Annotated in this window: 29 protein-coding genes; 24 read left to right on the top strand and 5 right to left on the bottom strand. The window is 70.4% G+C overall.

Features of this window, described 5'->3' with window-relative positions; all coding sequences use genetic code 11:
* The first annotated feature begins 4 nt into the window (after nucleotides 1-4).
* Entirely contained in the window at nucleotides 5-1,336 is a 1,332-nt protein-coding gene (locus tag N1028_RS15375) for a M23 family metallopeptidase (protein WP_259530257.1), read from the top strand.
* Nucleotides 1,337-1,727: 391 nt separating this feature from the next.
* Here the strand turns inward: N1028_RS15375 and ppa are convergent, their stop codons facing one another.
* Nucleotides 1,728-2,219: an inorganic diphosphatase gene (gene ppa / locus N1028_RS15370; protein WP_259530256.1), complete on the bottom strand. Its 492-nt coding sequence runs from the start codon at nucleotides 2,217-2,219 to the stop codon at nucleotides 1,728-1,730.
* Between the two features lie 105 nt (nucleotides 2,220-2,324).
* Between ppa and tilS the strand changes: the two genes are divergently transcribed.
* From tilS to panC, 12 genes are all read left to right on the top strand, one after another.
* Nucleotides 2,325-3,458, top strand: coding sequence for a tRNA lysidine(34) synthetase TilS (tilS, locus tag N1028_RS15365; RefSeq protein ID WP_259530308.1), 1,134 nt, complete (start codon nucleotides 2,325-2,327; stop codon nucleotides 3,456-3,458).
* Nucleotides 3,459-3,464: 6 nt separating this feature from the next.
* A complete protein-coding gene (gene hpt, locus N1028_RS15360) occupies nucleotides 3,465-4,019 on the top strand; it encodes a hypoxanthine phosphoribosyltransferase (protein ID WP_259530255.1) in 555 nt (184 codons plus the stop codon).
* Between the two features lie 138 nt (nucleotides 4,020-4,157).
* Nucleotides 4,158-6,176, top strand: a complete 2,019-nt coding sequence (ftsH, locus tag N1028_RS15355) for an ATP-dependent zinc metalloprotease FtsH (protein ID WP_259530254.1) — start codon at nucleotides 4,158-4,160, stop codon at nucleotides 6,174-6,176.
* A 6-nt stretch (nucleotides 6,177-6,182) separates the two neighbouring features.
* A complete protein-coding gene (folE, locus tag N1028_RS15350; RefSeq protein ID WP_259530253.1) occupies nucleotides 6,183-6,806 on the top strand; it encodes a GTP cyclohydrolase I in 624 nt (207 codons plus the stop codon).
* Nucleotides 6,803-7,624, top strand: a complete 822-nt coding sequence (gene folP, locus N1028_RS15345) for a dihydropteroate synthase (protein WP_310795605.1) — start codon at nucleotides 6,803-6,805, stop codon at nucleotides 7,622-7,624. The genes folE and folP overlap by 4 nt, the downstream gene beginning before the upstream one ends.
* Nucleotides 7,621-8,046, top strand: a complete 426-nt coding sequence (gene folB, locus N1028_RS15340) for a dihydroneopterin aldolase (protein ID WP_259530252.1) — start codon at nucleotides 7,621-7,623, stop codon at nucleotides 8,044-8,046. The genes folP and folB overlap by 4 nt, the downstream gene beginning before the upstream one ends.
* Nucleotides 8,043-8,603 (top strand): 2-amino-4-hydroxy-6-hydroxymethyldihydropteridine diphosphokinase, encoded by a 561-nt coding sequence (gene folK, locus N1028_RS15335; protein ID WP_259530251.1) that lies wholly within the window; start codon nucleotides 8,043-8,045, stop codon nucleotides 8,601-8,603. The genes folB and folK overlap by 4 nt, the downstream gene beginning before the upstream one ends.
* Nucleotides 8,600-9,055 (top strand): DUF3180 domain-containing protein, encoded by a 456-nt coding sequence (locus tag N1028_RS15330; protein ID WP_259530250.1) that lies wholly within the window; start codon nucleotides 8,600-8,602, stop codon nucleotides 9,053-9,055. Before folK ends, N1028_RS15330 begins: the two co-directional genes overlap by 4 nt.
* Before the next feature lie 4 nt (nucleotides 9,056-9,059).
* Nucleotides 9,060-9,596 carry a PH domain-containing protein gene (locus tag N1028_RS15325; RefSeq protein ID WP_375163428.1) on the top strand — a complete coding sequence of 179 codons (537 nt, stop codon included), beginning with the start codon at nucleotides 9,060-9,062 and terminating at the stop codon, nucleotides 9,594-9,596.
* Nucleotides 9,593-11,275 carry a PH domain-containing protein gene (locus N1028_RS15320; protein WP_259530248.1) on the top strand — a complete coding sequence of 561 codons (1,683 nt, stop codon included), beginning with the start codon at nucleotides 9,593-9,595 and terminating at the stop codon, nucleotides 11,273-11,275. Before N1028_RS15325 ends, N1028_RS15320 begins: the two co-directional genes overlap by 4 nt.
* Complete coding sequence (locus tag N1028_RS15315; RefSeq protein ID WP_259530247.1) at nucleotides 11,272-11,976, top strand: Rossmann-like and DUF2520 domain-containing protein; 705 nt, start codon at nucleotides 11,272-11,274, stop codon at nucleotides 11,974-11,976. The genes N1028_RS15320 and N1028_RS15315 overlap by 4 nt, the downstream gene beginning before the upstream one ends.
* Nucleotides 11,977-12,051: 75 nt before the next feature.
* Nucleotides 12,052-12,948 carry a pantoate--beta-alanine ligase gene (gene panC, locus N1028_RS15310; protein ID WP_259530246.1) on the top strand — a complete coding sequence of 299 codons (897 nt, stop codon included), beginning with the start codon at nucleotides 12,052-12,054 and terminating at the stop codon, nucleotides 12,946-12,948.
* Nucleotides 12,949-12,957: 9 nt separating this feature from the next.
* On the opposite strand, the gene N1028_RS15305 is transcribed toward panC, so the two are convergent.
* A complete protein-coding gene (locus tag N1028_RS15305) occupies nucleotides 12,958-13,869 on the bottom strand; it encodes a LysM peptidoglycan-binding domain-containing protein (RefSeq protein ID WP_259530245.1) in 912 nt (303 codons plus the stop codon).
* Nucleotides 13,870-13,947: 78 nt separating this feature from the next.
* On the opposite strand from N1028_RS15305, the gene lysS reads away from it, so the two are divergent.
* From lysS to N1028_RS15265, 8 genes are all read left to right on the top strand, one after another.
* Nucleotides 13,948-15,465: a lysine--tRNA ligase gene (gene lysS, locus N1028_RS15300; protein ID WP_259530244.1), complete on the top strand. Its 1,518-nt coding sequence runs from the start codon at nucleotides 13,948-13,950 to the stop codon at nucleotides 15,463-15,465.
* 25 nt (nucleotides 15,466-15,490) lie between these two features.
* Nucleotides 15,491-15,718, top strand: coding sequence for a hypothetical protein (locus N1028_RS15295; RefSeq protein WP_259530243.1), 228 nt, complete (start codon nucleotides 15,491-15,493; stop codon nucleotides 15,716-15,718).
* A gap of 15 nt (nucleotides 15,719-15,733) precedes the next feature.
* On the top strand, nucleotides 15,734-15,916 hold the full coding sequence (locus tag N1028_RS15290; protein ID WP_259530242.1) for a hypothetical protein: 183 nt from the start codon (nucleotides 15,734-15,736) through the stop codon (nucleotides 15,914-15,916).
* A 96-nt stretch (nucleotides 15,917-16,012) separates the two neighbouring features.
* Nucleotides 16,013-17,461, top strand: coding sequence for a cardiolipin synthase (gene cls / locus N1028_RS15285; RefSeq protein WP_259530305.1), 1,449 nt, complete (start codon nucleotides 16,013-16,015; stop codon nucleotides 17,459-17,461).
* A 30-nt stretch (nucleotides 17,462-17,491) separates the two neighbouring features.
* Nucleotides 17,492-17,932, top strand: a complete 441-nt coding sequence (locus N1028_RS15280; protein ID WP_259530241.1) for a DUF5684 domain-containing protein — start codon at nucleotides 17,492-17,494, stop codon at nucleotides 17,930-17,932.
* 104 nt (nucleotides 17,933-18,036) lie between these two features.
* Nucleotides 18,037-20,559, top strand: coding sequence for an ATP-dependent Clp protease ATP-binding subunit (locus tag N1028_RS15275; protein WP_259530240.1), 2,523 nt, complete (start codon nucleotides 18,037-18,039; stop codon nucleotides 20,557-20,559).
* Between the two features lie 100 nt (nucleotides 20,560-20,659).
* Nucleotides 20,660-21,178 (top strand): amino-acid N-acetyltransferase, encoded by a 519-nt coding sequence (locus tag N1028_RS15270; RefSeq protein ID WP_259530239.1) that lies wholly within the window; start codon nucleotides 20,660-20,662, stop codon nucleotides 21,176-21,178.
* Nucleotides 21,175-21,477 carry a hypothetical protein gene (locus N1028_RS15265; protein WP_259530238.1) on the top strand — a complete coding sequence of 101 codons (303 nt, stop codon included), beginning with the start codon at nucleotides 21,175-21,177 and terminating at the stop codon, nucleotides 21,475-21,477. Before N1028_RS15270 ends, N1028_RS15265 begins: the two co-directional genes overlap by 4 nt.
* Here N1028_RS15265 and N1028_RS15260 read toward each other — a convergent pair.
* The 3 genes from N1028_RS15260 to N1028_RS15250 form a co-directional block, all read right to left on the bottom strand.
* Nucleotides 21,459-22,946, bottom strand: a complete 1,488-nt coding sequence (locus N1028_RS15260; RefSeq protein ID WP_259530237.1) for an AAA family ATPase — start codon at nucleotides 22,944-22,946, stop codon at nucleotides 21,459-21,461. The genes N1028_RS15265 and N1028_RS15260 overlap by 19 nt on opposite strands.
* A gap of 92 nt (nucleotides 22,947-23,038) precedes the next feature.
* Nucleotides 23,039-23,377 (bottom strand): TraR/DksA family transcriptional regulator, encoded by a 339-nt coding sequence (locus N1028_RS15255; RefSeq protein WP_259530236.1) that lies wholly within the window; start codon nucleotides 23,375-23,377, stop codon nucleotides 23,039-23,041.
* A gap of 23 nt (nucleotides 23,378-23,400) precedes the next feature.
* Nucleotides 23,401-23,574: a hypothetical protein gene (locus N1028_RS15250; RefSeq protein ID WP_259530235.1), complete on the bottom strand. Its 174-nt coding sequence runs from the start codon at nucleotides 23,572-23,574 to the stop codon at nucleotides 23,401-23,403.
* A gap of 80 nt (nucleotides 23,575-23,654) precedes the next feature.
* Here N1028_RS15250 and N1028_RS15245 point away from each other — a divergent pair, with 80 nt between their 5' ends.
* From N1028_RS15245 to tenA, 3 genes are all read left to right on the top strand, one after another.
* The gene (locus N1028_RS15245) at nucleotides 23,655-24,152 is read left to right on the top strand and encodes an 8-oxo-dGTP diphosphatase (RefSeq protein ID WP_259530234.1); all 498 of its coding nucleotides are present in this window, start codon (nucleotides 23,655-23,657) and stop codon (nucleotides 24,150-24,152) included.
* Nucleotides 24,153-24,244: 92 nt separating this feature from the next.
* A complete protein-coding gene (locus N1028_RS15240; protein WP_259530233.1) occupies nucleotides 24,245-25,594 on the top strand; it encodes an NtaA/DmoA family FMN-dependent monooxygenase in 1,350 nt (449 codons plus the stop codon).
* Nucleotides 25,591-26,307, top strand: coding sequence for a thiaminase II (gene tenA / locus N1028_RS15235; protein WP_259530232.1), 717 nt, complete (start codon nucleotides 25,591-25,593; stop codon nucleotides 26,305-26,307). Before N1028_RS15240 ends, tenA begins: the two co-directional genes overlap by 4 nt.
* Nucleotides 26,308-26,310: the final 3 nt, after the last annotated feature.

Genomic DNA, 26,310 nt, shown 5'->3' with positions numbered 1-26,310 from the left:
CCAGATGACCACGTCCACCACGGTGTCGCCGAGCGGCGCGTTGCCGAGCACCACTCGGCCCGGCCGGCCGGCTCGCAGAGCCGTGACGATGGGCCGTCGGCGCTGGACCCGCTGGGCAGCGGCCCTCACGCTCGCGGCGAGCATCGTGGCGGTCGACGTCCTCCGGGGTGAGGGGGGAGCGGCCTTCGCGCTCGACTACCCCTCGTGGGAAGACGTGCTCGCCGCGCGGGGCAGCGAAGAGGCCAAGGCGGCCGAGGTCTCGAACATCCGCTCGCTCATCGAGGCGGCGCAGGCCGAGGTGGAGGCGGCGCAGGCGTTCGCCATCCAGAAGGCCGACGAGTACTCGGCGGCACAGGATGCGTACGACACCGCGGTCTTCCGGGCCGACGAGCTCGCCGTGCAGGCCGAGGAGGCCACGGCGCGCGCCGACGCGTCGAACAAGCAGGCGGGGATGCTCGTCAGCCAGTTCACCCGAACGGGCGGTGGCGACCTCTCGCTCAACCTGTTCGTCTCGGGCGAGGACTCCGACGACCTGCTCTACCAGCTCGGTGCCATGAGCCGCCTCTCGGAGACCACGGGCCAGCTCTACGAGCGCGCCGTGCAGGACCGCAACACGGCCTCGTCGCTCACCGAGCAGGCCGACATCGCCGAGGGCGAGCTCGCAGCTCTCAAGGTCGCCGCGCAGGAGGCCTTCGATGCCGCCGTGGCCGCGCAGGCCGCCGCCGAGGCGCTGCTGGCCGAGCAGGAGTCGCAGCGCGTGGTGCTCGAGGAGCAGCTCGCGGCGCTCGAGGCCAGCACGGCCAAGACCGTCGCCGACTACGAGGCCGGCGTGGCCGAGCGCAAGCGACTCGAGGAGGAGGCCCGCCGGAAGGCGGAGGAGGAGCGTCAGCGGGCCCTCGAAGAGGGCGGCTACGGCGGCCCTCCGCCGTCTGTCTCCGGCTGGGGCTCGCCGCTCTCGGCCTGGAACGTCACCGACGAGTGGGGCATGCGCTTCCACCCCATCGCGCACGTCAACCGACTGCACGCCGGCATCGATCTGGTGCAGGCCGGCGGTGGCACGTGCGGTGCCCCCGTCTACGCCGCAGCCACCGGAACGGTCATCCAGTCCGGCTACAACGGCGGCCTCGGCTACTCGGTCACCATCAACCACGGCGGTGGACTCACCACCGTCTACGGCCACAACAGCTCCCTCAACGTCGGCTACGGCCAAGACGTCGGTGGTGGCGAGCTCATCGCCTACGCCGGAACCACCGGCTCCTCCACCGGCTGCCACGTGCACTTCGAGACGCGCGTGAACGGCGACTCGCAGAACCCGCGCAACTTCGTGAACTTCTAACTGCTGCGCCGGTGGCTGGCTGATGCTGCGCCGGTCCCTGCCCGGCGCAGGCGACATGCGGTGCTGGCGTCGGGCGACGTCGCTGCGCGGCGTCTCCCGGCGTCGGTACCGCTCTGGGTCGTCGAGTACGGCCCCTCGCCTTCGGGATCGTGCGGTGCAGCCGGGTATGCGCGACTTGACAGGAGGTGTGCTCATTCGGGGTGACTTGACACAAGATGTGTCAAGTCGGGGGTTTTGAGCGCACCTACTGTCAAGTGGGCACAGGGCACAGGGCACAGGGCGCCGGTGGCGGGGCTGGGCCGTGGGGGTTCGGAGACGCAAACGTCGCGGCATCCGGAGCCCTGAGGAGGGGGGATGCCGCGACGGGTGCGGGACTGAACGGGGGTGGGGGCTAGTGGCCCTCGTCGGCCAGCTTCTTGATGCCGGCCTGGACGATGGCGTCGGCCTCGGCGGCATCGCCCCAGCCCTCGATCTTGACCCACTTGTTCGGCTCGAGGTCCTTGTAGCGGGCGAAGAAGTGCTCGATCTCCTTGCGGGTCTGCTCGGGCACGTCGTCGATGTCCTGGATGTGCGCCCAGCGCGGATCCTTGTGGGGGACCACGACGACCTTCGCGTCCGAGCCCGCCTCGTCGCTCATGTTGAGCACGCCGACGGGGCGCACCTTGACGCCGACACCGGGGAAGACGGGGTACTCGAGCAGCACGAGCGCGTCGACGGGGTCGCCGTCGAGGCCGAGCGTGTTCTCGAAGAAGCCGTAGTCGGTGGGGTACACGAAGCTCGTGAAGAGCACGCGGTCGAGGTAGACGCGACCGGTCTCGTGGTCGACTTCGTACTTGTTGCGGCTTCCCTTGGGGATTTCGACGACGACGTCGTACTCGGCCATGTGGTGCTCCCTCGTGTTGGCGTGTGGCGTGTGGCGTGTGGCGTGCGTGGTGGCGTGACGGCCCGGATGCGCCGCCGGAAACTGCAATAACGTTACTGGATGCAGATGGACGGCCGCCGCCCCCGGCTCACCCCCGCGATCGCCGACGTGCGCCGCGCCGTGCGGGAGAGCCTCGAGCAGGCGGAACCGGCATTCGTGCTCGTGGCCCTGAGCGGCGGCGCCGACTCGCTCGCGCTCGCGGCGGCGACGGCATTCGAGGCGCCACGCCGTGGCATCCGCGCCGGGGCCGTCGTGGTCGACCACGGGCTGCAGGAGGGCTCCGCCGAGGTCGCGGCGCGCGCTGCAGCCCAGGCCAGGGAACTCGGCCTGGATCCTGTGCTCATCGAGCGCGTGGAGGTCGACGATGGCCCCTCTTCCCGCACCGGAGGCACGGAAGCCGCCGCCCGCACGGCTCGTCATGCCGCCCTCGATCGCTCCGTCACGGCTGCTCTCGCCGACGCCGGCAGCACGCGCGACGAGGCGGGGAACGGCGCGATCCTCCTCGGCCACACCCTCGACGACCAGGCCGAGACCGTGCTGCTCGGCCTCGCCCGCGGGGCCGGCGCCACGAGCCTCTCTGGCATGGCGGCCATCACCCCCGCCGAACCCGAGGCCGGCCGCGCCGCCCGCCTGCGCCCGCTGCTCGCCCTCCGCCGCAGCACCACCGAGGCCTTCTGCGCCGACTCCGGCCTCGACTTCTGGAACGACCCGCACAACGAGGCCGAGCGCTTCACCCGCGTGCGCGTGCGCCGCACCGTGCTGCCCGTGCTCGAGGCCGAGCTCGGCCCCGGCATCGCGGAGGCTCTCGCCCGCACGGCCGACCAGCTGCGCGAAGACGACGAGACGTTGCACGACATCGCGACCGAGACGATCGAGGATCTCGTGGAGCACGCCGAGGCCGGCATCGCCGTGTCGGCGCGCGCACTCGAGGCGAACCCGCCCGCACTCCGGAACCGGATCATCCGCTACGTCGTCGAGAGCGAGTTCGGGGTCTCGCCGAGTCGCGCGCAGACCCACGCCGTCGCGGCTCTCGCGACGGACTGGCACGGCCAGAAGGGCGTGGATCTGCCAGGGATTAGAGTGGTGCGGCAGGCGGCGCTGCTCGTCTTCTCGCGCACGGACCAGAGGGGCGCGGACCAGACGCGCACAGACCACCAGACGCGCACAGACCACGAGACGCGCACAGACCACGAGGGGTAGAGACACATGGACATCACCGACATCGAAGCCGACATCACCGAGGTGCTCTTCACCGAGGAGCAGATCGCGGAGACCATCGCGGGTCTCGCCCGCCAGATCGAGGCCGATTACTCGGATGACGACGACGTGCTCCTGGTCGGCGTGCTCCGCGGCGCGGTCATGGTGATGGCCGACCTCGCCCGCGAGCTCCGGCTCCAGCTCAACATGGACTGGATGGCCGTCTCCTCCTACGGCTCCGGCACGCAGTCGAGCGGCGTCGTGCGCATCCTGAAGGACCTCGACACCGACATCACCGGCCGGAAGGTCCTCATCGTCGAGGACATCATCGACTCGGGCCTCACCCTCTCGTGGCTCCTCTCGAACCTCCGCAGCCGCGGGGCCGCCTCGGTGGAGATCTGCGCCCTGCTCCGCAAGCCCCTCGCGGTCAAGGTCGAGATCGACGTGAAGTACGTGGGCGCCGACATCCCGAACGCCTTCGTGGTGGGCTACGGCCTCGACTACGCCGAGCGCTACCGCAACCTCAAGTCGATCGGCGTGCTCGCGCCCCACGTCTACGCCTGAGTCACCGGCCCGAACGGGCCACCCGCGCCCTTTACGCCCACGGGGAACATGGAGCGCGCGCCCAGTCGCCGACGGGTACCCTGAGGCAACGACATAAGCACCGTGCCGACCTGCCTGGCACCAAAGCGATGAAGAGACATGAACGCGAAACGCATCCTTCGATCTCCCATTCCCTACATCCTGCTGGGTGCGATCGCGCTCTGGATCGGCTTCAGCCTGATCACCAGCGCCGGATACCAGCAGGTCACCACGCAGGAGGGGCTCTCGTACCTCTCGAGCGACAAGGTCGCCGAGGCCACCATCATCGACGGCGAGCAGCGGGTCGACATGACCCTCACGACCGCGGATGACGAGCACGGCGACAAGGTGCAGTTCTACTACGTCGCCCCGCGTGGCCCCGAGGTCGTGGCCGCGGTCACGGATGCGAACCCCAGCGACGGCTTCGACGACCAGGTCCCGCAGCCCAACTGGTTCCTCTCGGCCCTCGGCCTCCTGCTGCCCATCATCCTGATCGGTGCCTTCTTCTGGTTCATGCTCTCGGGCATGCAGGGTGGCGGCAACCGCGTGATGCAGTTCGGCAAGTCGAAGGCGAAGCTCGTCACGAAGGAGAGCCCGAAGGTCACCTTCGACGACGTCGCGGGTGCCGAGGAGGCGCTCGAGGAGCTCGAGGAGATCAAGGACTTCCTGAAGGAGCCGGCCAAGTTCCTCGCCGTCGGAGCCCGCATCCCCAAGGGCGTGCTGCTCTACGGCCCTCCCGGCACCGGCAAGACCCTGCTGGCCCGCGCTGTCGCGGGTGAGGCAGGCGTGCCGTTCTACTCCATCTCGGGCTCCGACTTCGTGGAGATGTTCGTGGGTGTCGGCGCGAGCCGCGTGCGCGACCTCTTCAAGGAGGCGAAGGAGAACTCGCCCGCCATCATCTTCATCGACGAGATCGACGCCGTCGGCCGCCACCGCGGCGCCGGCATGGGCGGCGGTCACGACGAGCGCGAGCAGACCCTCAACCAGCTGCTGGTGGAGATGGATGGCTTCGACGTCAAGACGAACGTCATCCTCATCGCCGCCACCAACCGCCCCGACATCCTCGACCCGGCGCTGCTGCGCCCGGGCCGCTTCGACCGCCAGATCGGTGTCGACGCGCCCGACCTCAACGGCCGCAAGAAGATCCTCGAGGTGCACGGCAAGGGCAAGCCGCTCGCGGCCGGCGTCGACCTCGAGGTCGTGGCGCGCAAGACGCCCGGCTTCACCGGTGCCGATCTCGCGAACGTGCTCAACGAGGCCGCGCTGCTGACCGCTCGGAGCAACGCGCAGCTCATCGACATGCGCGCTCTCGACGAGGCGATCGACCGCGTGATCGCCGGTCCCCAGCGCCGCACCCGCATCATGCGCGACCAGGAGAAGCTCGTCACCGCCTACCACGAGGGCGGCCACGCCCTGGTGGCGGCGGCGATGAACAACACCGACCCCGTCACGAAGGTCACGATCCTCCCGCGCGGCCGTGCGCTCGGCTACACGATGGTGCTGCCGCTCGAGGACCGCTACTCGGTGAGCCGCAACGAGCTGCTCGACCAGCTCGCCTACGCCATGGGCGGCCGCGTGGCCGAGGAGGTCGTGTTCCACGACCCGACGACGGGTGCCTCGAACGACATCGAGAAGGCGACCGGCACCGCCAAGAAGATGGTGACCGAGTACGGCATGACCGCCTCGCTCGGCGCCGTGAAGCTCGGCGCCGCCTCGGGTGAGATGTTCCTCGGTCGCAACATGGGCCACGAGCGCGACTACTCCGAGAGTCTCGCCCAGCAGGTCGACGCCGAGGTGCGCAACCTCATCGAGGCGGCGCACGACGAGGCGTGGCACGTGCTCAACGAGAACCGCGACATCCTCGACAAGCTGGCCGCTGAACTGCTCGAGAAGGAGACCCTCGACCACGACGAGCTGGCCGAGCTCTTCAAGGACATCAAGCGTCTGCCCCCGCGCCCGCAGTGGCTCTCGAGCGAGCGTCGTCCGGTGTCGGCGCTGCCGCCCGTGCCGTTCCCGTCGAAGGCCCCGATCGACGGCGGAGCGGTCGACGGCGGCGTCGACTCCGAGCCGGAGCCCGACGCCGCACCCGCCAAGCCGAAGCGCGCGCCGCGCACCAACCCGCGCCCCGCCACCGCCTAGGCGCCCGTGTCGAGCGTCGACCGAGCGAGGATCGAGGCCGCGGTCGGGGAGATCCTCGCGGCGATCGGCGAGGACCCCGAACGCGAGGGCCTCGCCGAGACCCCGCGGCGGGTGGCCGAGGCCTACGCCGAGCTCTTCGGGAGCGTCGGGACCGACCCCGCCGAAGCCCTCGGCGCGACCTTCGCCCCGCCGGCCGGCGCCACGACGGACGACACGCAGGATGAGCCCGCCCAGCCCGTGCTGCTCCGCGACATCACGTTCCGCTCCATCTGCGAGCACCACCTGCTGCCCTTCGAGGGCGTCGTGCACGCGGCCTACCTCCCGGGCGCAGCGCTCGCGGGCCTCGGCGGCGTCGTCGCCGTGATCGAGTCGGCCTCCTCGCGCCCGCAGCTGCAGGAGCGGCTCACCGATGACATCGCAGAGGCCCTCGAACGGGGTCTCGACGCACGGGGAGTGCTCGTGGTGGTCGAGGCCAAGCACGGCTGCGTCTCGGCGCGAGGCCGCCGCCAGGCGCTCAGCACGACCGTCACGCTCTCCGCCCGCGGGGCGTTGGCCGAGCCCGCCGCCCGGGCCGAGCTGATGACGCTCATCGGCGATCGCGCTCCGGATGCCGGGGGAAGCGCCCGGTGAGAAGCAGCGGCACGTCCATCATGGGCATCCTCAACGTCACCCCCGACTCGTTCAGCGACGGCGGCCTGTGGCTCGACCGCGACGCCGCCGTGCGGCACGCCGTGGGCATGATCGACCGCGGCGCCGACATCATCGACGTGGGCGGCGAGTCCACCCGTCCAGGGTCCCGCAGGGTCGCGGTCTCGGAGGAGCAGCGCCGTGTGCTGCCCGTGGTGCGCGACCTCGTGGAGCGCGGCATCACGGTGAGCGTCGACACCATGAACGCCTCCACGGCCGAAGCCGCGATCGCGGCAGGGGCGGCCATCGTGAACGACGTCTCCGGCGGGCTCGCCGATCCGGAGATGGACGACGTGATCGCGAGTTCGGACGTGCGCTTCGTGGTGATGCACTGGCGCGGCCACGCCGACTCCATGAACGACCTCGCGCACTACGACGACGTCGTGGCCGAGGTGCTCCGGGCCGTCGAGCTCCGCGCCGCCCAGCTCATCGTCAAGGGGGTCGCCCCCGAGCGGCTGATCCTCGACCCCGGTCTCGGCTTCGCCAAGAAGTCGCAGCACAACTGGACCCTGCTGGGCCACCTCGACCGGCTCGTGGCCCTCGGGCTCCCCGTGCTCATCGGCGCCTCGCGCAAGCGCTTCGTGGGCGAACTCGTGCCAGGGGGTGCCCAGACCTCGGAGCGCGACTTCGCGTCGGCGGTGCTCGCCGCTCTTGCCGCAGACGAAGGCGTCTGGGGCGTGCGCGTGCACGACGTGTCGAGCACCGCCGCCGCTCTCGACGTGGCCGCAGCCGTGCGCCGTGGCCGGACGGGGGCACCGTGACCCCGGATCTCCTCACCCTCACCGGACTCGAGGTGTTCGCCCACCACGGGGTCTTCGACTTCGAGCGGGAGAACGGCCAGCGCTTCGTGATCGACGTCGAGCTCGCGCTCGACACGGCGCCCGCGGCGGGAGCCGACGACCTCGCGCAGACCGTGCACTACGGCGAGCTCGCGGTCGAGATCTCCGATGCCGTCGCGGCCGATCCCGTCGATCTGATCGAGACGCTCGCCGAGCGGGTGGCCGGAGTCGTGCTCGCGCATCCGCCGGTGCAGCGGGTGCGGGTGGTCGTGCACAAGCCCGACGCGCCCATCCCGGTGCCGTTCTCGGACGTGTCGATCACGATCGTGCGGCATCGTGCGAGCGCCCCGGCCACCCTCACTTCCATCCCCACCGCCCCCGTCACGGGAGACGCCGCACCATGACCGCACCCGGCCCGAGCCCCCACGCCGCTGCCGGCCTCGACCGGCGCTCCATCGCGCTGCCCGCCGTGCTCGCGTTCGGCAGCAACCTCGGCGACCGCGAGGCCACCATCCGCACCGCCGTCGACGAGCTGCGCGCCGAGCCCGGCATCGAGGTGCTCGCCCTCTCCCGGCTCTACCAGACCGCTGCCGTGAAGCCCGCGGGCATCGACCTCGACGCCCCCGCCTACCTCAACGCCGTGGCGACGATCCGCACCACCCTGCACCCCGAGGCGCTCCTCGGCGTGGTCAACCGGATCGAGCACGAGCACGGTCGTGTGCGCGAGGAGCGCTGGGGCGACCGCACGCTCGACGTCGACATCGTGACCTTCGCCTCGATCGTGCGGCAGACCGAGCGGCTCACCCTCCCGCACCCGCGGGCCGCCGACCGCGACTTCGTGCTCGTGCCGTGGCTCGAGATCGCTCCGGACGCCGTGCTCCCGGGGGCCGGCCGGGTCGATCGGCTGCTCCGCGGCATCCCCGACTCGACGCTCAGTCCGTACGCGGGGGAGGCCAGGTGAGGCACACCAGGGCCGTCACGATCGTGGTCTGCGCCGTCGTGGGCCTCGCCGTGGGCTTCGTGCTCGAGGTGGCGCTGGCCGCTGCCGGCCAGCCCGTCCTGATCCCGCCGTTCACACTTCCGATCACGCTCGTGGCCGCGGCGGCCATCGTCGTCGCGCTCGCCCTGCCCATCCGCCGGGCCATCCGCGGAACCGCGACGACACGGATCGACCCGTTCCGGGCCATGCGCGTCGTCGTGCTCGCGAAGGCGTCCGGCCTCGTGGGCAGTCTCATCGCGGGCTTCGGCGCGGGAGTCGTGGCGTTCCTCCTCACCCGCCCGGTGGTGGCGGATGTAGGCTCGCTCTGGCCGGGCATCGCCGCCGCGCTCTCGGGCCTCGTGCTCGCCGCGGCGGGTCTCGTGGCCGAGCGGCTGTGCACCCTGCCCCCCGACGAACCCGACCCGGAAGCCTGAGACCGTGAGCGATCCCGAGGTTCCTCCGCACACCGATGACGGGCAGCGCGTGAGCCCCGAGCGCCCCGGGGTTCCTCCGCAGGCCGACGACTGGCAGCGCGTGAGCCCCAAGTACGTGGGGGTCGAGATCGTCTCCGCCGCGATCGGCGCACTCGTGCTCTGCGGCATCACGGTGCCGTTCATCGTGCTCGGCACCTGGTTCGGCTGGCCGGCCCTCGGCCTCGCCGTCGTGATCGGCGTGCTCAACCTCGCCTTCGCGCCGCGCCGGGTGCGCTCGATCGGCTACCGGCTGCGCGCAGACGACCTCGTCTTCCGCCGCGGCATCATGTTCCACCGCCGGGTCTCGGTGCCCTACGGCCGCATGCAGCTCATCGACATCAACCGCGGGCCGGTGGCGCGCGCCCTCGGCCTCGCCGAACTCAAGTTCGTCACGGCGGCCGCAGCGACCGGCGTCTCCATCCCGGGTCTCGTCGAGAGCGATGCGGATGCGCTCCGCGACCGCCTCGTGAGCCTCGCCGAGTCGCGCCGCATCGGGCTGTGAGCGGCGCACCCGAGGTCGCGGGCGCCGGGAAGGCGGGGCGTCCGGACCTCGCCGACGGCGAGTGGCACCGGCTGCACCCCGCGACACCGCTTCTCCGGGGCGGGATCGCACTCATCGCTGTGCTCGGCTTCGCGCTCGCGAACTTCCGCGAGCGGGCCGTCGAGCTCCTGTTCGGCGGGCCCGTTCCCGATGATCCCTTCCAGACCGCCTACGAGCGAGGACACCTCGGCTGGGTCGGGCTCGCGCTCGTGGTGGGGCTCCTCGTCGGCATCGCAGGCTTCTATGCCTCGTGGCGCATGCACACGTTCCGAGTGGGCGACGACGTCGTCGAGGTGCGCAGCGGCATCCTGTTCCGCACCCATCGCCGGGCGCGACTCGACCGCATCCAGGGCGTGTCGATCGCGCGGCCGCTCTTCGCGCGCATCTTCGGCGCCGCGAAGCTCGACATCAGCGTGGCCGGGCAGGACGCCAAGGTGCAGCTGTCGTACCTCGGTTCGACCGACGCGGATCGGCTGCGTCGTGAGGTGCTGCTGCTGGCCTCGGGGGTGCAGCAGAGCGAGGCCGATCGCACGACTGTCGCCGCCGCGGCGGATCTGTCGGCGACGGCCCCCGGATCTGCGGCGGCGGTTGCCGCGACCGGCCAGGCGGACGGCATCGTGCACCAGCGGGTGCGGGAGCTGCTCGCGCCCGAGCTCGACCCCTCGGCCGCACCGCCGGAGTCGGTCGTGCGCATCCCACCCGGCCGGCTGATCGGCTCGCTCGTGCTGAGCGGCTTCACCGTGGCGCTCCTCGTCGTGGGTGCGATCGTGGTGGTGGCATCCGTGACCGGCCGCCAGGAGCTGCTGGTCATCATCCTGGTGCCCGGCGTGCTCGCCGCGGGCGGCTACTACTTCAACCGGTTCACGAAGTCGTTGCGCTACAGCATCGCGGGCACCTCCGACGGCGTGCGGATCGGCTACGGCCTGCTCTCGACGAGCAACGACACGCTGCCGCCCGGTCGCATCCACGCCGTCGAGGTCAGCCAGCCGCTGCTCTGGCGGCCGGCCGGGTGGTGGATGATCCGGATCAACCGCGCCGGCGCCGCGGGGGAGGCGAGCAGCCAGACGAGCACGACCATGCTGCCCGTGGGCACCGTCGACGACGTGCGCCGGGTGCTCGGCCTGCTCCTCCCCGGCCTCGCCGGTGAGCAGACGCGCGAGCTCGTGCTCGCCGGCCTCGTGGCGCGGAAGGGCGGCGGATTCTCCGCAGCCCCCCGACGGTCGTGGCCCTACCAGCCTCTGTCCTGGCGCCGCACCGGTTCGGCGATCACCGCCGATGCGGTGCTGCTGCGCTCGGGCTTCGTCTGGCGGCACCTCTCGATCGTGCCGTTCGCCCGCGTGCAGAGCCTCCGCCTCACGCGCGGCCCGTTGCACCGTGCCCTCCGGCTCTCGGAGCTGACCGTGCACACCGTGGCCGGTCCGGTGCGCTCCAACCTCCCCGCTCTCGACGCGGAGGCCGCCGACGAGTCGTTCGAGGCCTGGGCCCGCGCTGCCGTGCGGGCTGCCGCGGCCGACACCGCCCACCGCTGGGCGGCGCACCCGCAGGCCACCGCGCCGGATGTGCAGCTCGCGCAGACCGTCGCGCCGGAGGCGCCGCACGCCGACCCCATCCCGCCCCGACCCGGAGGAGACCCGGCATGAGAGCCTCTGAACGCACGGGCCGGCTCGGCATCGGCATCATCGGAGCGGGCCGCGTGGGCCCCGTGCTCGGCGCGGCGCTCGCCGGAGCCGGCCACGCGATCGTGGGCATCTCCGCCATCTCGGCCGAGAGCCGCGACCGGGCGGAGGCGATGCTCCCGGACGTGCCCGTGCTCACGATCCCCGAGATCGTCGAGCGCAGCGAGCTCGTGCTGCTCGCGGTGCCCACGGCCGAGCTGCCCGCACTCATCGCGGGTCTCGCCGAGACCTCCACCTGGCAGATGGGCCAGCTCGTGCTGCACACCGCGGCCGAGTACGGCGTCGACGTGTTCGCGCCCGCGCGTGCCGCCGGCGTCATCCCGCTCGCGGTGCACCCCGCCCTGTCGTTCTCGGGCACGAGCATCGACATCGCCCGCCTGGCCGGAACCCATTTCGCGGTGACCGCGCCCACCCCCGTGCTCCCCATCGCCCAGGCCCTCGTCGTGGAGATGGGTGGGGAGCCCGTCGTGGTGGCGGAGGCCGATCGCGCCGCCTACGCGGAGGCGATCGAGACCGCCAGCACGTTCTCCACCGCCATCGTCGACCAGGCCACGGGCATCCTCGCCGGCATCGGCATCGAGGCTCCCGGCCGCCTGCTCGCCCCCCTCGTGCGCACCTCCGTCGACAACGCCCTCACCCGGGCCGGCGGCATCGCTCCCGACTGAGCGGGTAGCATCGTCGTGGCGCCCGGCACCTCGTGGTCGCCCGCACCAGCACCACTGCACAGCCAAGGAGTCCCGGTGACCGAAGTCGTCACGGATGACCGCGCGTCGGCAGCCCCGGTCGTCATCACGACGATCGCCGGCATTCGCGCCGCCCTCGCCGAGAGGCACTCCAGCGCATCCGCCCCCGTGCGGGTCGCGCTCGTGCCCACCATGGGAGCCCTGCACACAGGCCACGTCGCCCTCGTCGAGCGCGCGGCCGAGATCGCCGACGTCGTCGTGGTCTCGATCTTCGTGAACCCCCTCCAGTTCACCGACCCGTCCGATCTCGCGCGCTACCCACGTGACCTCGAGGGTGATCTCGCGAAGCTCGCAGGGCACGGCGCCGACGTCGTCTTCGCCCCCGAGGTCGCAGAGCTCTACCCGGGCGGACTCACCGCCACGCGGGTCACCGCTGGCCGCGTCGGCGGACTGTTCGAGGGCCGCAGCCGCCCCGGCCACTTCGACGGCGTGCTCACGGTCGTGGCCAAGCTGCTGGGCAGCGTGGGCCCGGATGTCGTGCTGTTCGGCCAGAAAGACGCCCAGCAGGTGTTCCTCGTGCAGCAGATGGTCACCGATCTCGACATGCCCGTGCAGGTCGAGGTCGTCGAGACCGTGCGCGACCACGACGAGCTCGCCCTCTCGAGCCGCAACCGCTTCCTCGACGAGCGCGAGCGCCGCGCCGCGATCACCCTGCCGCACGTGCTCGAGGCCGCCGAGTCGGCCTCCGACCGCGGCATCGACGCCGTGCTCGCCGCCGCGCAGTCCGCGGCGATGGGGGAGCAGCTCGTCGAACTCGACTACCTCGCCATCGTGCACCCCGACACCTTCCTGCCGGTCGACGACGGCTACACCGGCAAGGCGCGCGTGATCATCGCGGCGAAGGTGGGCGACACGCGCCTCATCGACAACGCCGCGATCTACCTCGGCACCTGAGCGGCGGGGTCAGCGCGCGGAAGGCGACAGGTTCAGAGCCTCGCCCGCGTAGACCGTTCCGTCTTCGAGCAGCCCGTCCTGTCCGATCCGGCCGGCGTTGAGGTAGAGCACGGCCTCCGTCGACACCCCGAATCGCGAGGCGATCCGGCCGAGCGAGTCGCCCTCGGCGACCACGTAGACCGAGAGCGCGTCGTCGGCATCCGTGCCCACCTCGCCCGTCGCACCCGAGCGGATGCCGGAGTCGGCGAGCTCGGGCAGATCCTGCGGCGTCAGCCACTCGAGGTCGGCGATCGCGACGGTGTCGCCGTAGCAGCCGTCCGACGGCGGCGACTCCGCCTCGACGGGCAGGTAGATCACGGCCTGGTCGAGAAAGCTCGGGTCGCCCGTGGGCACGTCGTCGACCGGCCCCATCGTCATACGCTGCTCGACGTCGCCCGTCAGGGGAGAGGGCTGGAAGGAGTAGCCGTCGGTGTCGTAGCAGCCGAACTCGCCGATGGGCTCGGAGAGCAGCGTCATCTGCGGTGCCGCGCCGGCGGCCACCTCGGGATCGAGCGCGAAGTCGGTGAGCACGATCTCCACCACGCGCACGGCATCCGTGACGATCGCGATGTTGCCGGTGACGGCGGCATCGGGCGACTCGAACGTGCCGGTCGCGAGCACGGCGTTGCCGGGGAGTGGTTCGGGCACCCAGGAGGCCGCGGCGACCGCGGCGTCGCCCGCTGCGTCGGGTGCATCGGCGTCGGTGCCGGCAGCCGGATCGACGGGCTCAGATGCCGACGCGCTCGGCGAAGTCGGCGCTGCGCCTGGGTCGTCGGCCGGTGCGGAACCGCTCGTGCAGGCCCCCAGGAGCACAAGGGCCGAGGCCGTGACGAGCCCACCCAGCGCTGCCGCGCGGAGCCGTCCGAGCCTCGCTGCCACCATCCCCCGACGATATCCCATGCCGCCCGGGCCCGCCCGTGCCCGGTAAACTGGGGCCGACTTCAAGGAGACCCTTCTTCCATGACCGACGCACCCGCCGAGAACACCCCATCCCCCGAGCAGCTCGACGACGAGGCGGAGGTCTTCGAGCAGAAGGCCGTGCGCCTCGCCAAGCGCTACAAGCTGATCGAATCGGGCGCCGAGGCGTACCCGGTGTCGGTGCCCGTCACCACCACGATCCCCGCCGTGCGCGAGACGTGGGGGCACCTCGCGGCCGACGAGACCTCGGGTGAGACGGTCGGCGTGGCCGGCCGGGTCGTCTTCCTCCGCAACACCGGCAAGCTCTGCTTCGTGTCGCTGCAGTCGGGCGACGGCAGCCGCATCCAGGCCATGCTCTCGCTCGCGAACGTGGGCGAGGAGTCGCTCGCCGAGTTCAAGGAGCTCGTCGATCTCGGCGACCACCTCTTCGTCACCGGCGAGGTCATCTCGAGCCGCCGCGGTGAACTGAGCGTCATGGCCACGGCCTGGAAGATCGCCTCCAAGGCCATCCTCCCGCTCCCCAACCTGCACACCGAGCTCAGCGAGGAGACGCGGATGCGCAACCGCTACCTCGACCTCATCGTGCGCGACCAGGCGCGCCAGGTGGTGCGCACGCGAGCCGAGGCCATGGCCTCGCTCCGCCGCACCTTCGCCGACCGGCACTACCTCGAGGTCGAGACGCCGATGCTGCAGACCATGCACGGCGGGGCCGCGGCACGCCCGTTCGTGACGCACTCGAACGCCTTCGACACCGAGCTGTTCCTCCGCATCGCGCCCGAGCTGTTCCTCAAGCGCGCGGTCGTGGGCGGCATCGACCGCGTGTTCGAGATCAACCGCAACTTCCGGAACGAGGGCGCCGACTCCACGCACAGCCCCGAGTTCGCGATGCTCGAGGCGTACGAGGCCTACGGCGACTACACCACGATCGCCGAGCTCACCCAGTCGCTCATCCAGAACGCCGCCCTCGCCGTGGCGGGCTCGCACGTCGTGACCTGGGCCGATGGCACGGAGTACGACCTCGGGGGCGAGTGGGACCGCATCAGCATGTACGAGTCGCTGAGCGACGCATCCGGTGTCGAGATCACGCCCGCCACCGGCGTCGCAGAGCTGCAGGCGCTCGCCGACCGCGAGGGCGTCGAGGTGCACCTGCCCAACCACGGCAAGCTCGTGGAGGAGCTGTGGGAGCACTTCGTGAAGGGCGGGCTCACCCGACCCACCTTCGTGCTCGACTTCCCGGTGGAGACGAGCCCGCTCACCCGCGCGCACCGCAGCATCCCGGGCGTCGTGGAGAAGTGGGACCTCTACATCCGCGGCTTCGAGCTCGCCACGGGCTACTCCGAGCTCGTCGACCCCGTCATCCAGCGCGAGCGCTTCGTGGAGCAGGCCGAACAGGCCGCCGCGGGAGACGACGAGGCGATGCGGCTCGACGAGGAGTTCCTGCGCGCGCTCGAGTTCGGCATGCCGCCCTCGGGGGGCATGGGCATGGGCATCGACCGTCTGCTGATGGCGCTCACGGGCCTCGGCATCCGCGAGACCATCCTGTTCCCGTTGGTCAAGTGACGCGGCTTTCGGAGAGGATGAGCGCATGAGCTTTCTCGGTGGCGGCAAGCCCGATCCGTTCGAACCAGGCAAGACCGAGCGCGAGAACAAGCAGCGCGCCGCGGAGAAGGCCGGAGCGGACAAGCCGCCGGCCGACGAGAACGATCCCCGCCGCCCCACGATCACCCGCATCGCCATCTGGCTGGTCGCGGGTGGCATCGGCCTCTACTTCATCGGATCGGGGATCTACGGGATCATCACCCAGGGTGGATGACGTATCGTGGACGCGATGAACGACTTCTGGCCCGCGATCTACGCTGTCACCCCCACCATCCTGCTCGGGCTGGTGTTCTGGTTCGTCATGCGCTCGCTCATCCGGGCCGACAAGTCCGAGCGCAAGGCGCTCGCGAAGGTCGAGGCCGAGGAGCGGGCACGACTCGGGCTGCCGATGGAGAAGGCCGCCGCCGAGTAGCCGCTACGGTATCTCTCAGGGGATGAATCCCGCCAGGAGAGGGATCTCCGGGGGAGAGCGAAGGGGGCTGCCGTGTCGAGTGCCGACGTCGCGGGCATGGTCGTGCTCGTCCTGCTCGCCATCGACCTCGCCATCCGCATCATCGCGGTCATCGTGGTGCCCCGCAACCGCAGGCCCTCCACCGGCATCGCCTGGCTCATGGCCATCTTCGTGCTGCCCTACATCGGCTTCCTGCTGTTCCTGCTCATCGGCTCCTACAAGCTGCCGAAGTCCCGGCGCGACAAGCAGCACGCCATCAACGAGTTCATCATCGAGACCACGGAGGGCATCGAGCGGGTCAGCGACGATCACCCGTGGCCGCCGTGGTTCAAGAACGTGGTCGAGCTGAACCGCACCCTCGGGGCCATGCCCCTGGTCGGCGGCAACGACGCGACCCTGCTGGGCGACTACGACGAGTCGATCCGGCGCATGACCGCTGACATCGACGACGCGCAGCGCTACGTGCACGCCGAGTTCTACATCCTCTCTTACGACGCCACCACGAAGCCGTTCTTCGAGGCCCTCGCGGCCGCGGTCAAGCGCGGGGTGACGGTGCGGGTGCTGCTCGACCACATCGCCTCGGTGCGGGCGCCCGGCCACCGCAAGACCGCGAAGATGCTCGACCGGGCGGGCGTCAAGTGGCACTACATGCTGCCGGTGCAACCCCTCAAGGGCAAGTGGCAGCGCCCGGATCTTCGCAACCACCGCAAGATCCTCGTGGTCGACGGCGAGGTCGCCTACATGGGATCGCAGAACGTGGTCGACCGCAGCTACAACAAGAAGTCCAACCTCAAGCGCGGGCTGAAGTGGCAGGACCTCATGACGCGCCTCGAGGGCCCCATCGTCACCGGCATCAACGCCATCTTCATCACCGACTGGTACAGCGAGTCCGCCGAGCTGCTGCTGCGCGAGACGCGCGCCATCACCGACGACGTGATCGACGAGGATCCGCGGGCCCTCGACATGCAGGTCGTGCCGTCAGGCCCGGGGTTCGACGGCGAGAACAACCTGCGCCTGTTCCTCGCGCTGCTCTACGCCGCGCAGGAGCGCATCATCATCACGAGCCCCTACTTCGTGCCGGACGACGCGATGCTCTACGCGATCACCACCGCCACCCAGCGCGGAGTCGAGGTGCAGCTGTTCGTCTCCGAGATCGGCGACCAGGCGCTCGTCTACCACGCCCAGCGCTCGTACTACGAGGTGCTGCTGAAGGCGGGCGTGCGCATCTACATGTACCAGGCGCCCTACATCCTGCACTCCAAGCACTTCACGATCGACGACGACGTCGCGGTGATCGGTTCGAGCAACATGGACATGCGCTCGTTCAGCCTCAACATGGAGGTCTCGCTCATGGTGCGCGGGGCGCCGTTCGTGACGGCGATGCGCGGAGTCGAAGACGGCTACCGGGAGGTCAGCCGCGAGCTCACCCTCGAGGAGTGGCACAAGCAGCCGCTGCGCTCCACCATCCTCGACAACCTGGCCCGCCTCACCTCCGCCATCCAGTAAGAAGACCACATCATCCTTGGGGGGATACCTATGATCACGTCCACGTTCGACGACGGGTTCAACGACTACTACTACTACAACGACCCGCTGTCGGTCATCTTCAGCCTGATCGTCTCGGTGCTCATCATCGCGGGACACTGGACGGTGTTCCGCAAGGCGGGCCTGCACGGCTGGGCCGCCATCGTGCCCTTCTACAACTGGTGGACCCTCTGCCGCACCGCAGGCAAGCCGGGCTGGTGGTTCATCTGGTTCATCATCCCGATCGTCAACATCATCGTGGGGATCATCGTGGCGATCAACGTGGCCCGCAGGTTCGGCAAGGGCGGCGCGTACGGGTTCTTCCTGCTGTTCTGGCCGCTCCCGTTCATCGGCTACCCCCTTCTCGGCTTCGGCCCGGCGGAGTACGAGGGCGTGCCCTACGGCGCCGCACCGCGGGAGCCCGTCGGGGGCCCGGCCGCCCCTCGGGTCTGATTCCGTCACGCCCACGGCGAACAGGGGCTGTCCGGCCCCTGTTCGCTGGTTAGTCTCTTCCTAACGGTCGCCATCCACCTGCCCTGGCGACCAGGGAGACTGACATGTTTGAGAGATTCACCGACCGAGCCCGTCGCGTCGTCGTCCTGGCACAAGAAGAAGCCAAGATGCTCAACCACAACTACATCGGCACCGAGCACATCCTGCTGGGGCTGATCCACGAGGGTGAAGGCGTCGCCGCCAAGGCGCTCGAGTCGCTGAACATCTCGCTGGACGCCGTGCGCGAGCAGGTTCAGGACATCATCGGCCAGGGCCAGCAGCAGCCCACGGGTCACATCCCCTTCACGCCGCGTGCCAAGAAGGTGCTTGAGCTCAGCCTCCGCGAGGCTCTCCAGCTCGGCCACAACTACATCGGCACCGAGCACATCCTGCTCGGGCTCATCCGCGAGGGCGAGGGCGTCGCCGCCCAGGTGCTCGTGAAGCTGGGCGCCGACCTCAACCGGGTGCGCCAGCAGGTCATCCAGCTGCTGTCCGGCTACCAGGGCAAGGAGCAGGTCGCGGTCGGCGGCAACGACCAGGCGCCCGACAAGGGCTCCCAGATCCTCGACCAGTTCGGCCGCAACCTCACCCAGGCCGCGCGCGACAACAAGCTCGACCCCGTGATCGGGCGCGAGAAGGAGATCGAGCGGGTCATGCAGATCCTCTCGCGTCGCTCCAAGAACAACCCCGTGCTGATCGGCGAGCCCGGCGTCGGCAAGACCGCCGTGGTCGAGGGCCTCGCCCAGGCCATCGTGCGCGGAGACGTGCCCGAGACGCTGAAGGACAAGCAGCTCTACACGCTCGACCTCGGCTCGCTCATCGCCGGATCCCGCTACCGCGGAGATTTCGAGGAGCGCCTGAAGAAGGTCACCAAGGAGATCCGCACCCGCGGCGACATCATCACCTTCATCGATGAGATCCACACCCTCGTCGGCGCCGGTGCGGCCGAGGGCGCGATCGACGCCGCGTCGATCCTCAAGCCGCTGCTCGCCCGCGGCGAGCTGCAGACCATCGGTGCCACGACGCTCGACGAGTACCGCAAGCACTTCGAGAAGGATGCCGCTCTCGAGCGCCGCTTCCAGCCCATCCAGGTCGCCGAGCCGTCGCTGCCGCACGCGATCAACATCCTGAAGGGACTGCGCGACAAGTACGAGGCGTTCCACAAGGTGTCGATCACCGACGGTGCGATCGTGGCCGCGGCGAACCTCGCCGACCGTTACGTTCAGGATCGCTTCCTGCCGGACAAGGCGATCGACCTGATCGACGAGGCCGGCGCGCGCCTGCGTCTCTCGATCCTGTCGGCCCCGCCGGAGCTGCGCGAGTTCGACGAGCGGATCGCCGCGGTGCGCGGGCAGAAGGAAGCCGCCATCGAAGACCAGGACTTCGAGAAGGCCGCCTCGCTCCGCGACGAGGAGAAGAACCTCCTCGGCGAGCGACTGCGCCTCGAGAAGCAGTGGAAGGCCGGCGACGTGCAGACCTCCGGGATCGTCGACGAGGGCCTGATCGCCGAGGTGCTGGCCCAGGCCACGGGCATCCCGGTGTTCAAGCTCACCGAGGAGGAGTCGGCGCGCCTGGTGTTCATGGAGAAGGCCCTGCACCAGCGGGTCATCGGCCAGAACGAGGCCATCGCCGCGCTCTCCCGCACGATCCGCCGCACCCGCGCCGGGCTGAAAGACCCCAAGCGCCCCTCGGGCTCGTTCATCTTCGCCGGGCCAACGGGTGTCGGTAAGACCGAGCTCGCCAAGGCGCTCGCGGAGTTCCTGTTCGACGACGAGAACGCGCTGATCTCGCTCGACATGTCGGAGTACGGCGAGAAGCACACGGTCTCGCGACTGTTCGGTGCTCCTCCCGGATTCGTCGGCTTCGAAGAGGGCGGCCAGCTCACCGAGAAGGTGCGCCGCAAGCCCTTCTCCGTGGTGCTGTTCGACGAGATCGAGAAGGCGCACCCCGACATCTTCAACTCGCTGCTCCAGGTGCTGGAGGAGGGACGTCTGACGGATGGCCAGGGTCGCGTGGTCGACTTCAAGAACACGGTCATCATCATGACGACGAACCTCGGAACGAAGGACATCACCGGCAGCCCCATCGGCTTCCAGATGTCGGGCAACGAGGCGACCTCGTACGACCGCATGAAGGCGAAGGTGTCGGAGGAGCTGAAGAAGAACTTCAAGCCGGAGTTCCTCAACCGTGTCGACGACACGATCGTCTTCCCGCAGCTGAACAAGGTCGAGCTGCTCCAGATCGTCGACCTCTTCGTCAAGCGCCTGCGCGACCGCCTGCTCGACCGCGACATGTCGATCGAGCTCACGGTGCCCGCCAAGGAGCGCCTGATCGAGGTCGGCTTCGACCCGTCGCTCGGAGCACGCCCGCTGCGCCGTGCCATCCAGCACGAGGTGGAGGACCAGCTCTCCGAGCGCATCCTGCAGGGCGAGCTCAACGCCGGCGACCACATCCACGTGGACTTCGTCGACGGCACGTTCGTCTTCACGCAGACCTCGCGCGAGCCCGTCGCCATCGGCGCCGGGGTGGGAGACCAGCAGCAGGCCTCGGCAGCCGCCGCGGCCGCAGCCCTCGGCGACCTGGACTAGCTCCACCCACCTCACCCGAAACGTCACTTTTCACGCCACCCCGCTCGGGGAAGCGAGGAAAGTGACGTTTCGGCGTTCCGGGCGGGAATAGTCTGGGGGGATGAGTTCGAGCAAGGCGCCCGTGACCGTGCGGCGGGCGCGCACCAGTGACGTCCCGTGGATCCAGACCCTCGTGGAGCCCCTGGTGCAGCGACGAATCCTGCTCGGCAAGGACGCCGTGGTGTTCTACGAGGCCGTGCAGGAGTTCCGGGTAGCGGTCGACGAGAACGGCGCCCTTGTGGGCTGCGGTGCCCTGCACGTGTTCTGGGAGGACCTCGGCGAAGTGCGCACTCTCGCCGTGCACGACGACTGGCTGGGCCGTGGCGTCGGCCGCGCTCTGCTCGAGAAGATCGAGGAGGACGCCCGGGAGCTCGGCCTCTCGCGTCTGTTCTGCCTCACCTTCGAGGTGCCGTTCTTCGAGCGCAACGGCTACACCGCCTCCCCGCTCGCCCTCGTGGAGCCCGAGGTCTACGCCGAGCTCGTGCGCTCGCCCGACGAGGGCGTCGCGGAGTTCCTCGACCTCGCCCGGGTCAAGCCCAACACGCTCGGGAACACGCGCATGCTGAAGAGGCTGGTATGAGCGGCGGGGACGACGGCGATGCGCAGGAGCGGAAGAGCTTCAACCAGCGCCTCCGCGACCGCTACTTCGGCAAGCAGCGACCGGATGCGGGATCCGGTGCCGATGCGGGCGCGCCCTCCGATCCTGCGCCCGACTCGGTGCTCACGAAGTCCAATCAGATGGGCTTCTTCGGCCGGGTGCAGCGCCCGGGTGGTTTCGACACCCCACCGGACGAGCCGATCGAGTTCGAGGGGCCATTGCCGTGGGAGCTAGGCGGCGACCAGGATCCGGATTCCGACGATCAGGGTTCGAAGGTCTGACCGGAACGGGGTGAGTACGCCGTCCAGCCGGCGGTGAGTCGCACCTCCGGCTGTTCCGCAGCCGCACCGTCCCCCTGTCGGTGTCCGCTTCCGCTTCCACTTCCGCCTCCGCCCAGCAGGCTCCTCGTGAGCCGAGCGCCCGCCGAGAGCAGGGAGTCGAGCGCCTCCGCGAGGTCGGCATCCGTCACGGCCCGGTCGGCCTCGGCCGCGGCGAGCACTGCGCGTCGCATGAGCTCCTTCGCGAACGAGCCGGTGGTGCCGGCGGCACGGTCGGCCGCGGCGTCGATGGCGTCGGCTCCGAGCGGCAGGCCCTGGGCGTAGCGGTGGAACAGCCGACGCCGCGCCTCGTCGTCCGGCAGCGCCACCTCCACGGCGAGGTCGACGCGCCCCGGCCGCTCGGCGAGCGCGCGCTCGAGCATCTCGACCCGGTTCGTGGTGAGCACGAAGGCCACGTCGGCGTCTCCGTCGAGCCCGTCGAGGGCGTCGAGCACCGCGAACAGCAGAGGCTGCGGCCCGTGCAGACCGCGCTCCTGCGCCACGAGGTCGACGTCCTCGAGCACCACGACGGCGGGCTGCATCGCGCGCGCGAGCTCGGCCGCCTCGGTGATGAAGCGGATGCTCGGTCCGGTCAGCAGCACCGCGGTGGTGTCGGGGGTGCGGCTCAGCAGGTGTCGCACCGTGAGGGTCTTGCCCGTGCCGGGCGGGCCGTAGAGCAGCACTCCGCGCTTGAGGTGCTGGCCGGCCTCCCGCAGTCGTTCGCGCTGCTCACCGACGCCGACCACGTGGCGGGTGACCGACTCGAGCACGCCGGGGGCCAGGATGACGTCGTCGGCCGCCACCTGCGGGCGGGGGAGGAACGTGGCCCCTGCGGCCCCGTTGCCGTATTCGCTGGCGGTGAACGAGAGCACCTGGCCGCGCAGCACCGACAGCGAGAGCATGAGCCGCGAGAACTCGGCGAGGAAGGCGCCCGCCACATCCGGATCGGCCGCGAGCACCTCGAGTGCGGCGGCCGCGCGACCGCGCTCGGGCTTGGCGGCACGTTGCAGGGCCACCACCGGGGCACCCTCGAAGTGGAGCAGCACGAGGCCGAACGACATCACCCGGCGCACCGAGTCGGGGCCGTCGGCCACAGACACGTAGTCGATGGGCCCCGGAGCGAAGCGCGCGAAGCGGGACCCGGCGAGAAGTTCGGGGAGGGCGCACTGGTCGCGCATCTGACCACCCGAGACTCCGAGGGGTGCGGCACCGGATGCGTCGGCGAGCGACGAGAGGGCGAGGTCGGCGTCGACCAGACGGTGCGCCGCGATCGTGTGCGTGATGACCGGGAGCTCACGCACGGGCGACCCGAGGTGCGCCTCGACGAGCTCCCCGAGGGGCGACAGCCCGTCGTCGCCGCCGCGCTCGGTCTGCACCACCTCCTCGAGGAAGACCCGGAAGGTCTCGACGAATTCCTGCGTGCGTTCGTCCATGACGGCCTCCTGGCGGTCGGATGATGCGTCGGGCGGGGATGCTGGGCTCAGGGGTGCTGGGCTCAGGGGTGCTGGGCTCAGGGCTGTTGTGCTCAGCGCAACGAGGCACACGCCACGCAGTACGCGGCGGTGGGCCGCACCTCCAGGCGCCCGGGCGGAATGGCCGAGCCGCAGCGCAGGCACGTGCCGTACGTGCCGTCCGCCACCCTCGCCCACGCGGCCTCCGCGTCGGCGAGGCGGTTCTCGGCCGCCGTCAGCAGCCCGCGGATGCGCGACCACTCGCTCGAGAGCGTCGGGCCCTCGGGGTCGTGCTCGTCGTCGTCCGACGACGACTCGCGCGTCGTGCGGAGCGACTCCATGGCGGCCGTGAGCTCCCGGATGTCGGCCTCGGCCTCGGCTCGAGCACGATGGAGCGGCGCGCTGTCGATCACGCCGCCACCGCCCGCCTCGGCCCTCAACCCGCGGGCGCGGGCCCCTCGGTGGGGGTGGCGTCGCCGATGAACGTCTTGAACTCGTCCTGCACGCGCTCGTCGAAGCTGTCGGGCTCGACGTCTTCGTCGTCGACCTCGGGGTGCTGACCGTTGTGCTCGAACGACTCGGGAGTGGGGGGATCAACGAAAGTGCTCATGCCTCCACGCTACGCCGCACCCCCGACGCCGGCCAAGGACTCGAAACATGCCGAACACATCGCGGGGATATCATCCTCAGATGTCCCCCGTCTCTCCCTACCAGGTGTGCGTCGCCTTCCTCCTGCGTGACCGTGCCGACGGCCGCACCGAGGTGCTGCTCGGCCGCAAGAAGACCGGGCTCGGGTCAGGGAACATCGTGGGCCTCGGCGGCAAGATCGAGCCGGGGGAGTCGGCGCTCGAGGCCATCGTGCGTGAGATCGAGGAGGAGTCGAGCCTCGTCGTCGCCCCCGGCGACCTCACCGAGATGGGCCTCGTGAAGTTCGCGTTCCCGTTCCGGGAGAACTGGAGCCAGGACTCGACCGTGTTCGTCGCGCGCGAGTGGCGGGGCGAGCCGCAGGAGTCCGACGAGGTGTCGCCGGCCTGGTACCCGCTCGACGAGCTGCCGCTCGAGGCCATGTGGGACGACGCGAAGCACTGGCTGCCCGCGGTGCTCGCCGGGGAGCGGGTGCTCGGCGACTTCGTCTTCGGTGAGGACTGCGCGACGGTCAGCCACCACGAGCTCCACGATCCGCAGTAAGTACACACACCCGAAACATCGGCGTGACGTCCTCGTAATCGAGATATTAGATCCTAGATCTTAAGAGGATCGATCTTTCGGACGGTGGCCTGATGGCGAGCGAACACGACGGGCCCGGTGACGGGCGCCTGCTGCACCTGAACCTGTTCATGCGGCTGTACGGGCACCACCCAGCGGCCTGGCAGCGCGAGGGCACGAGCGTCGAGAGCGCCTTCGATCCGGACACCTTCGCCGACCTCGCGGTGACCTGCGAGCGGGGGCTGTTCGACGCCGTCTTCCTCGCCGATTCGCACCTGTCGTACTTCGGCGGTCTGCACAACAGCGCCGCTGCGATGTTCGAGCCCCTCACCCTGCTCTCCTACATCGCGGCCAAGACCTCGAGGATCGGTCTCATCGGCACGGTCAGCGCCTCGTTCCACGACCCCTTCAACGCCGCCAGGTCCCTCGCCTCGCTCGACCTGCTGAGCGGTGGCCGGGCCGGCGTGAACCTCGTGACCTCGCAGAGCGACGCCGAGGCTCCGCTGCACGGCCTGCCGTCGCTCCTGCCGCCGGCCGAGCGCTACGCCCGGGCGAAGGAGTTCGCCGAGGTGATGCTCGGGCTCTGGGGGAGCTATCCCCGCGAGGCGGTGCTGATGGACAAGGAGGGAGGCGACTTCCTCGATCCCACCCGCCTGCGCCCGATCGAGCACCACGGTGCGGCCTTCGACGTGCGCGGCCCCCTCAACATCCCGGCGAGCGCCCAGGGCCGTCCGGTGATGGTGCAGGCCGGGGCGTCGCCCGAGGGCCGCGATCTCGCGGCGCGCTACGCCGAGGCCATCTACGGGATCGGCTCCACGATCGAGGACGCCCACGACTACTACGACGACATCAAGCGCCGCACCCGCGACCACGGCCGGGCCGAGCACGAGATCGTGGTGCTCCCCGGTGTCGTCACGGTGATCGGCGAGACCATGGCGGAGGCCCGCGACAAGAAGCGCCACCTCGACTCGCTCAAGTCGCTCGACCGCCAGCTCGCCGTGCTCGGCGGCTACATCGGCATGGACTGCTCACGCCTCGAACGGAACGACACCATGCCCGACCTGCCCGCGCTCGAGGAGTTCCCTGGCCCCAAGGGCCGCTACGTCATGATGCAGACGCTCTCGGTCGACGACGACGGCCGGAAGGTCGACGTGGGCACGATGCTCGAGCGCATCTCGGCCGGCGGAGGGCACTTCACCACCGTGGGCACGCCCTCCTCGATCGCCGACGAGCTCGTGCGCTGGTTCGAGGGCCGCGCGGCCGACGGCTTCAACGTCAACGCCTCCACGCTGCCGGAGGGCATCGAGGAGTTCGTCGACCTCGTGGTTCCCGAACTGCAGGAACGGGGTGTCTACCGCGCGGCCTACGAGGGAGCGACACTGCGCGGCCACTTCGGCCAGACGCGCGAGGCGGTGACCGCATGAGCGCGACACCCGCACCGGCGCACACATCGGCACCGGCGCCCGCCACCACGGCCGAGCTCCGGGACTCCGTCGGCCCGCTCTGGAACGCGCTCATCGAGCATCCGTTTCCCCGTGGGCTCGCCGACGGCACGCTGCCGCCCGAGCGCTTCCGCTTCTACCTCGCGCAGAACCTCCTCTACCTCCCCGACTACGCGCGCATGCTCGCCATGGGCGCCACCCGTTCACCGGACCTGCGGGGTCTCGGTGAGTACACCGACGCGCTCGTCAACATCGTCGCCGTCGAGCTCCCGCAGAACGAGCGGATGCACGCCGACGCGGTCGCGCTCGCGGGGGAGGGTCCGGTGAGCGAAGGAGTGAGGGCCCCCGCCACCGTGGCCTACACCTCGTGGCTGCTCTCGATCGCCGCCACGGGCGACGCGAACGACATCGCCGCCGCCCTGCTGCCGTGCGCCTGGAGCTACGGCGAGATCGCGACGGGCCTCATCGACGGCGCCGTGGAGCATCCGGCCTATCGCGGCTGGATCGAGTTCTTCGCGAGCGACGCCTACGCCGTCGTCGTCGCGACGCTGCGCGACTCGTTCGACCGGGAACTCGCCGCCATGCCGGAGGCCGCGCGAGTCCGCGCCGCCGACATCTTCATCACCGGCTGCCGCCTCGAGCGGCAGTTCTGGGACCAGGGGTTCACCGGGACCACCTGGCAGGACCTGAGCTAGGAA

Source organism: Herbiconiux oxytropis, from assembly GCF_024979315.1.
Lineage (GTDB): Bacteria > Actinomycetota > Actinomycetes > Actinomycetales > Microbacteriaceae > Herbiconiux > Herbiconiux oxytropis.
The sequence above is the reverse complement of the archived record's forward strand: the minus strand, read 5'-3'. Positions and strand labels throughout refer to the sequence as shown.

Coding starts and splice junctions, on each gene's coding strand:
- N1028_RS15375 (WP_259530257.1), top strand. CDS start 5: ATGACCACGTCCACCACGGTGTCGCCGAGCGGCGCGTTGCCGAGCACC.
- ppa (WP_259530256.1), bottom strand. CDS start 2,219: ATGGCCGAGTACGACGTCGTCGTCGAAATCCCCAAGGGAAGCCGCAAC.
- tilS (WP_259530308.1), top strand. CDS start 2,325: ATGGACGGCCGCCGCCCCCGGCTCACCCCCGCGATCGCCGACGTGCGC.
- hpt (WP_259530255.1), top strand. CDS start 3,465: ATGGACATCACCGACATCGAAGCCGACATCACCGAGGTGCTCTTCACC.
- ftsH (WP_259530254.1), top strand. CDS start 4,158: ATGAACGCGAAACGCATCCTTCGATCTCCCATTCCCTACATCCTGCTG.
- folK (WP_259530251.1), top strand. CDS start 8,043: ATGACCGCACCCGGCCCGAGCCCCCACGCCGCTGCCGGCCTCGACCGG.
- N1028_RS15315 (WP_259530247.1), top strand. CDS start 11,272: ATGAGAGCCTCTGAACGCACGGGCCGGCTCGGCATCGGCATCATCGGA.
- N1028_RS15305 (WP_259530245.1), bottom strand. CDS start 13,869: ATGGTGGCAGCGAGGCTCGGACGGCTCCGCGCGGCAGCGCTGGGTGGG.
- lysS (WP_259530244.1), top strand. CDS start 13,948: ATGACCGACGCACCCGCCGAGAACACCCCATCCCCCGAGCAGCTCGAC.
- N1028_RS15295 (WP_259530243.1), top strand. CDS start 15,491: ATGAGCTTTCTCGGTGGCGGCAAGCCCGATCCGTTCGAACCAGGCAAG.
- N1028_RS15290 (WP_259530242.1), top strand. CDS start 15,734: ATGAACGACTTCTGGCCCGCGATCTACGCTGTCACCCCCACCATCCTG.
- cls (WP_259530305.1), top strand. CDS start 16,013: ATGGTCGTGCTCGTCCTGCTCGCCATCGACCTCGCCATCCGCATCATC.
- N1028_RS15280 (WP_259530241.1), top strand. CDS start 17,492: ATGATCACGTCCACGTTCGACGACGGGTTCAACGACTACTACTACTAC.
- N1028_RS15275 (WP_259530240.1), top strand. CDS start 18,037: ATGTTTGAGAGATTCACCGACCGAGCCCGTCGCGTCGTCGTCCTGGCA.
- N1028_RS15270 (WP_259530239.1), top strand. CDS start 20,660: ATGAGTTCGAGCAAGGCGCCCGTGACCGTGCGGCGGGCGCGCACCAGT.
- N1028_RS15265 (WP_259530238.1), top strand. CDS start 21,175: ATGAGCGGCGGGGACGACGGCGATGCGCAGGAGCGGAAGAGCTTCAAC.
- N1028_RS15260 (WP_259530237.1), bottom strand. CDS start 22,946: ATGGACGAACGCACGCAGGAATTCGTCGAGACCTTCCGGGTCTTCCTC.
- N1028_RS15250 (WP_259530235.1), bottom strand. CDS start 23,574: ATGAGCACTTTCGTTGATCCCCCCACTCCCGAGTCGTTCGAGCACAAC.
- N1028_RS15245 (WP_259530234.1), top strand. CDS start 23,655: ATGTCCCCCGTCTCTCCCTACCAGGTGTGCGTCGCCTTCCTCCTGCGT.
- N1028_RS15240 (WP_259530233.1), top strand. CDS start 24,245: ATGGCGAGCGAACACGACGGGCCCGGTGACGGGCGCCTGCTGCACCTG.
- tenA (WP_259530232.1), top strand. CDS start 25,591: ATGAGCGCGACACCCGCACCGGCGCACACATCGGCACCGGCGCCCGCC.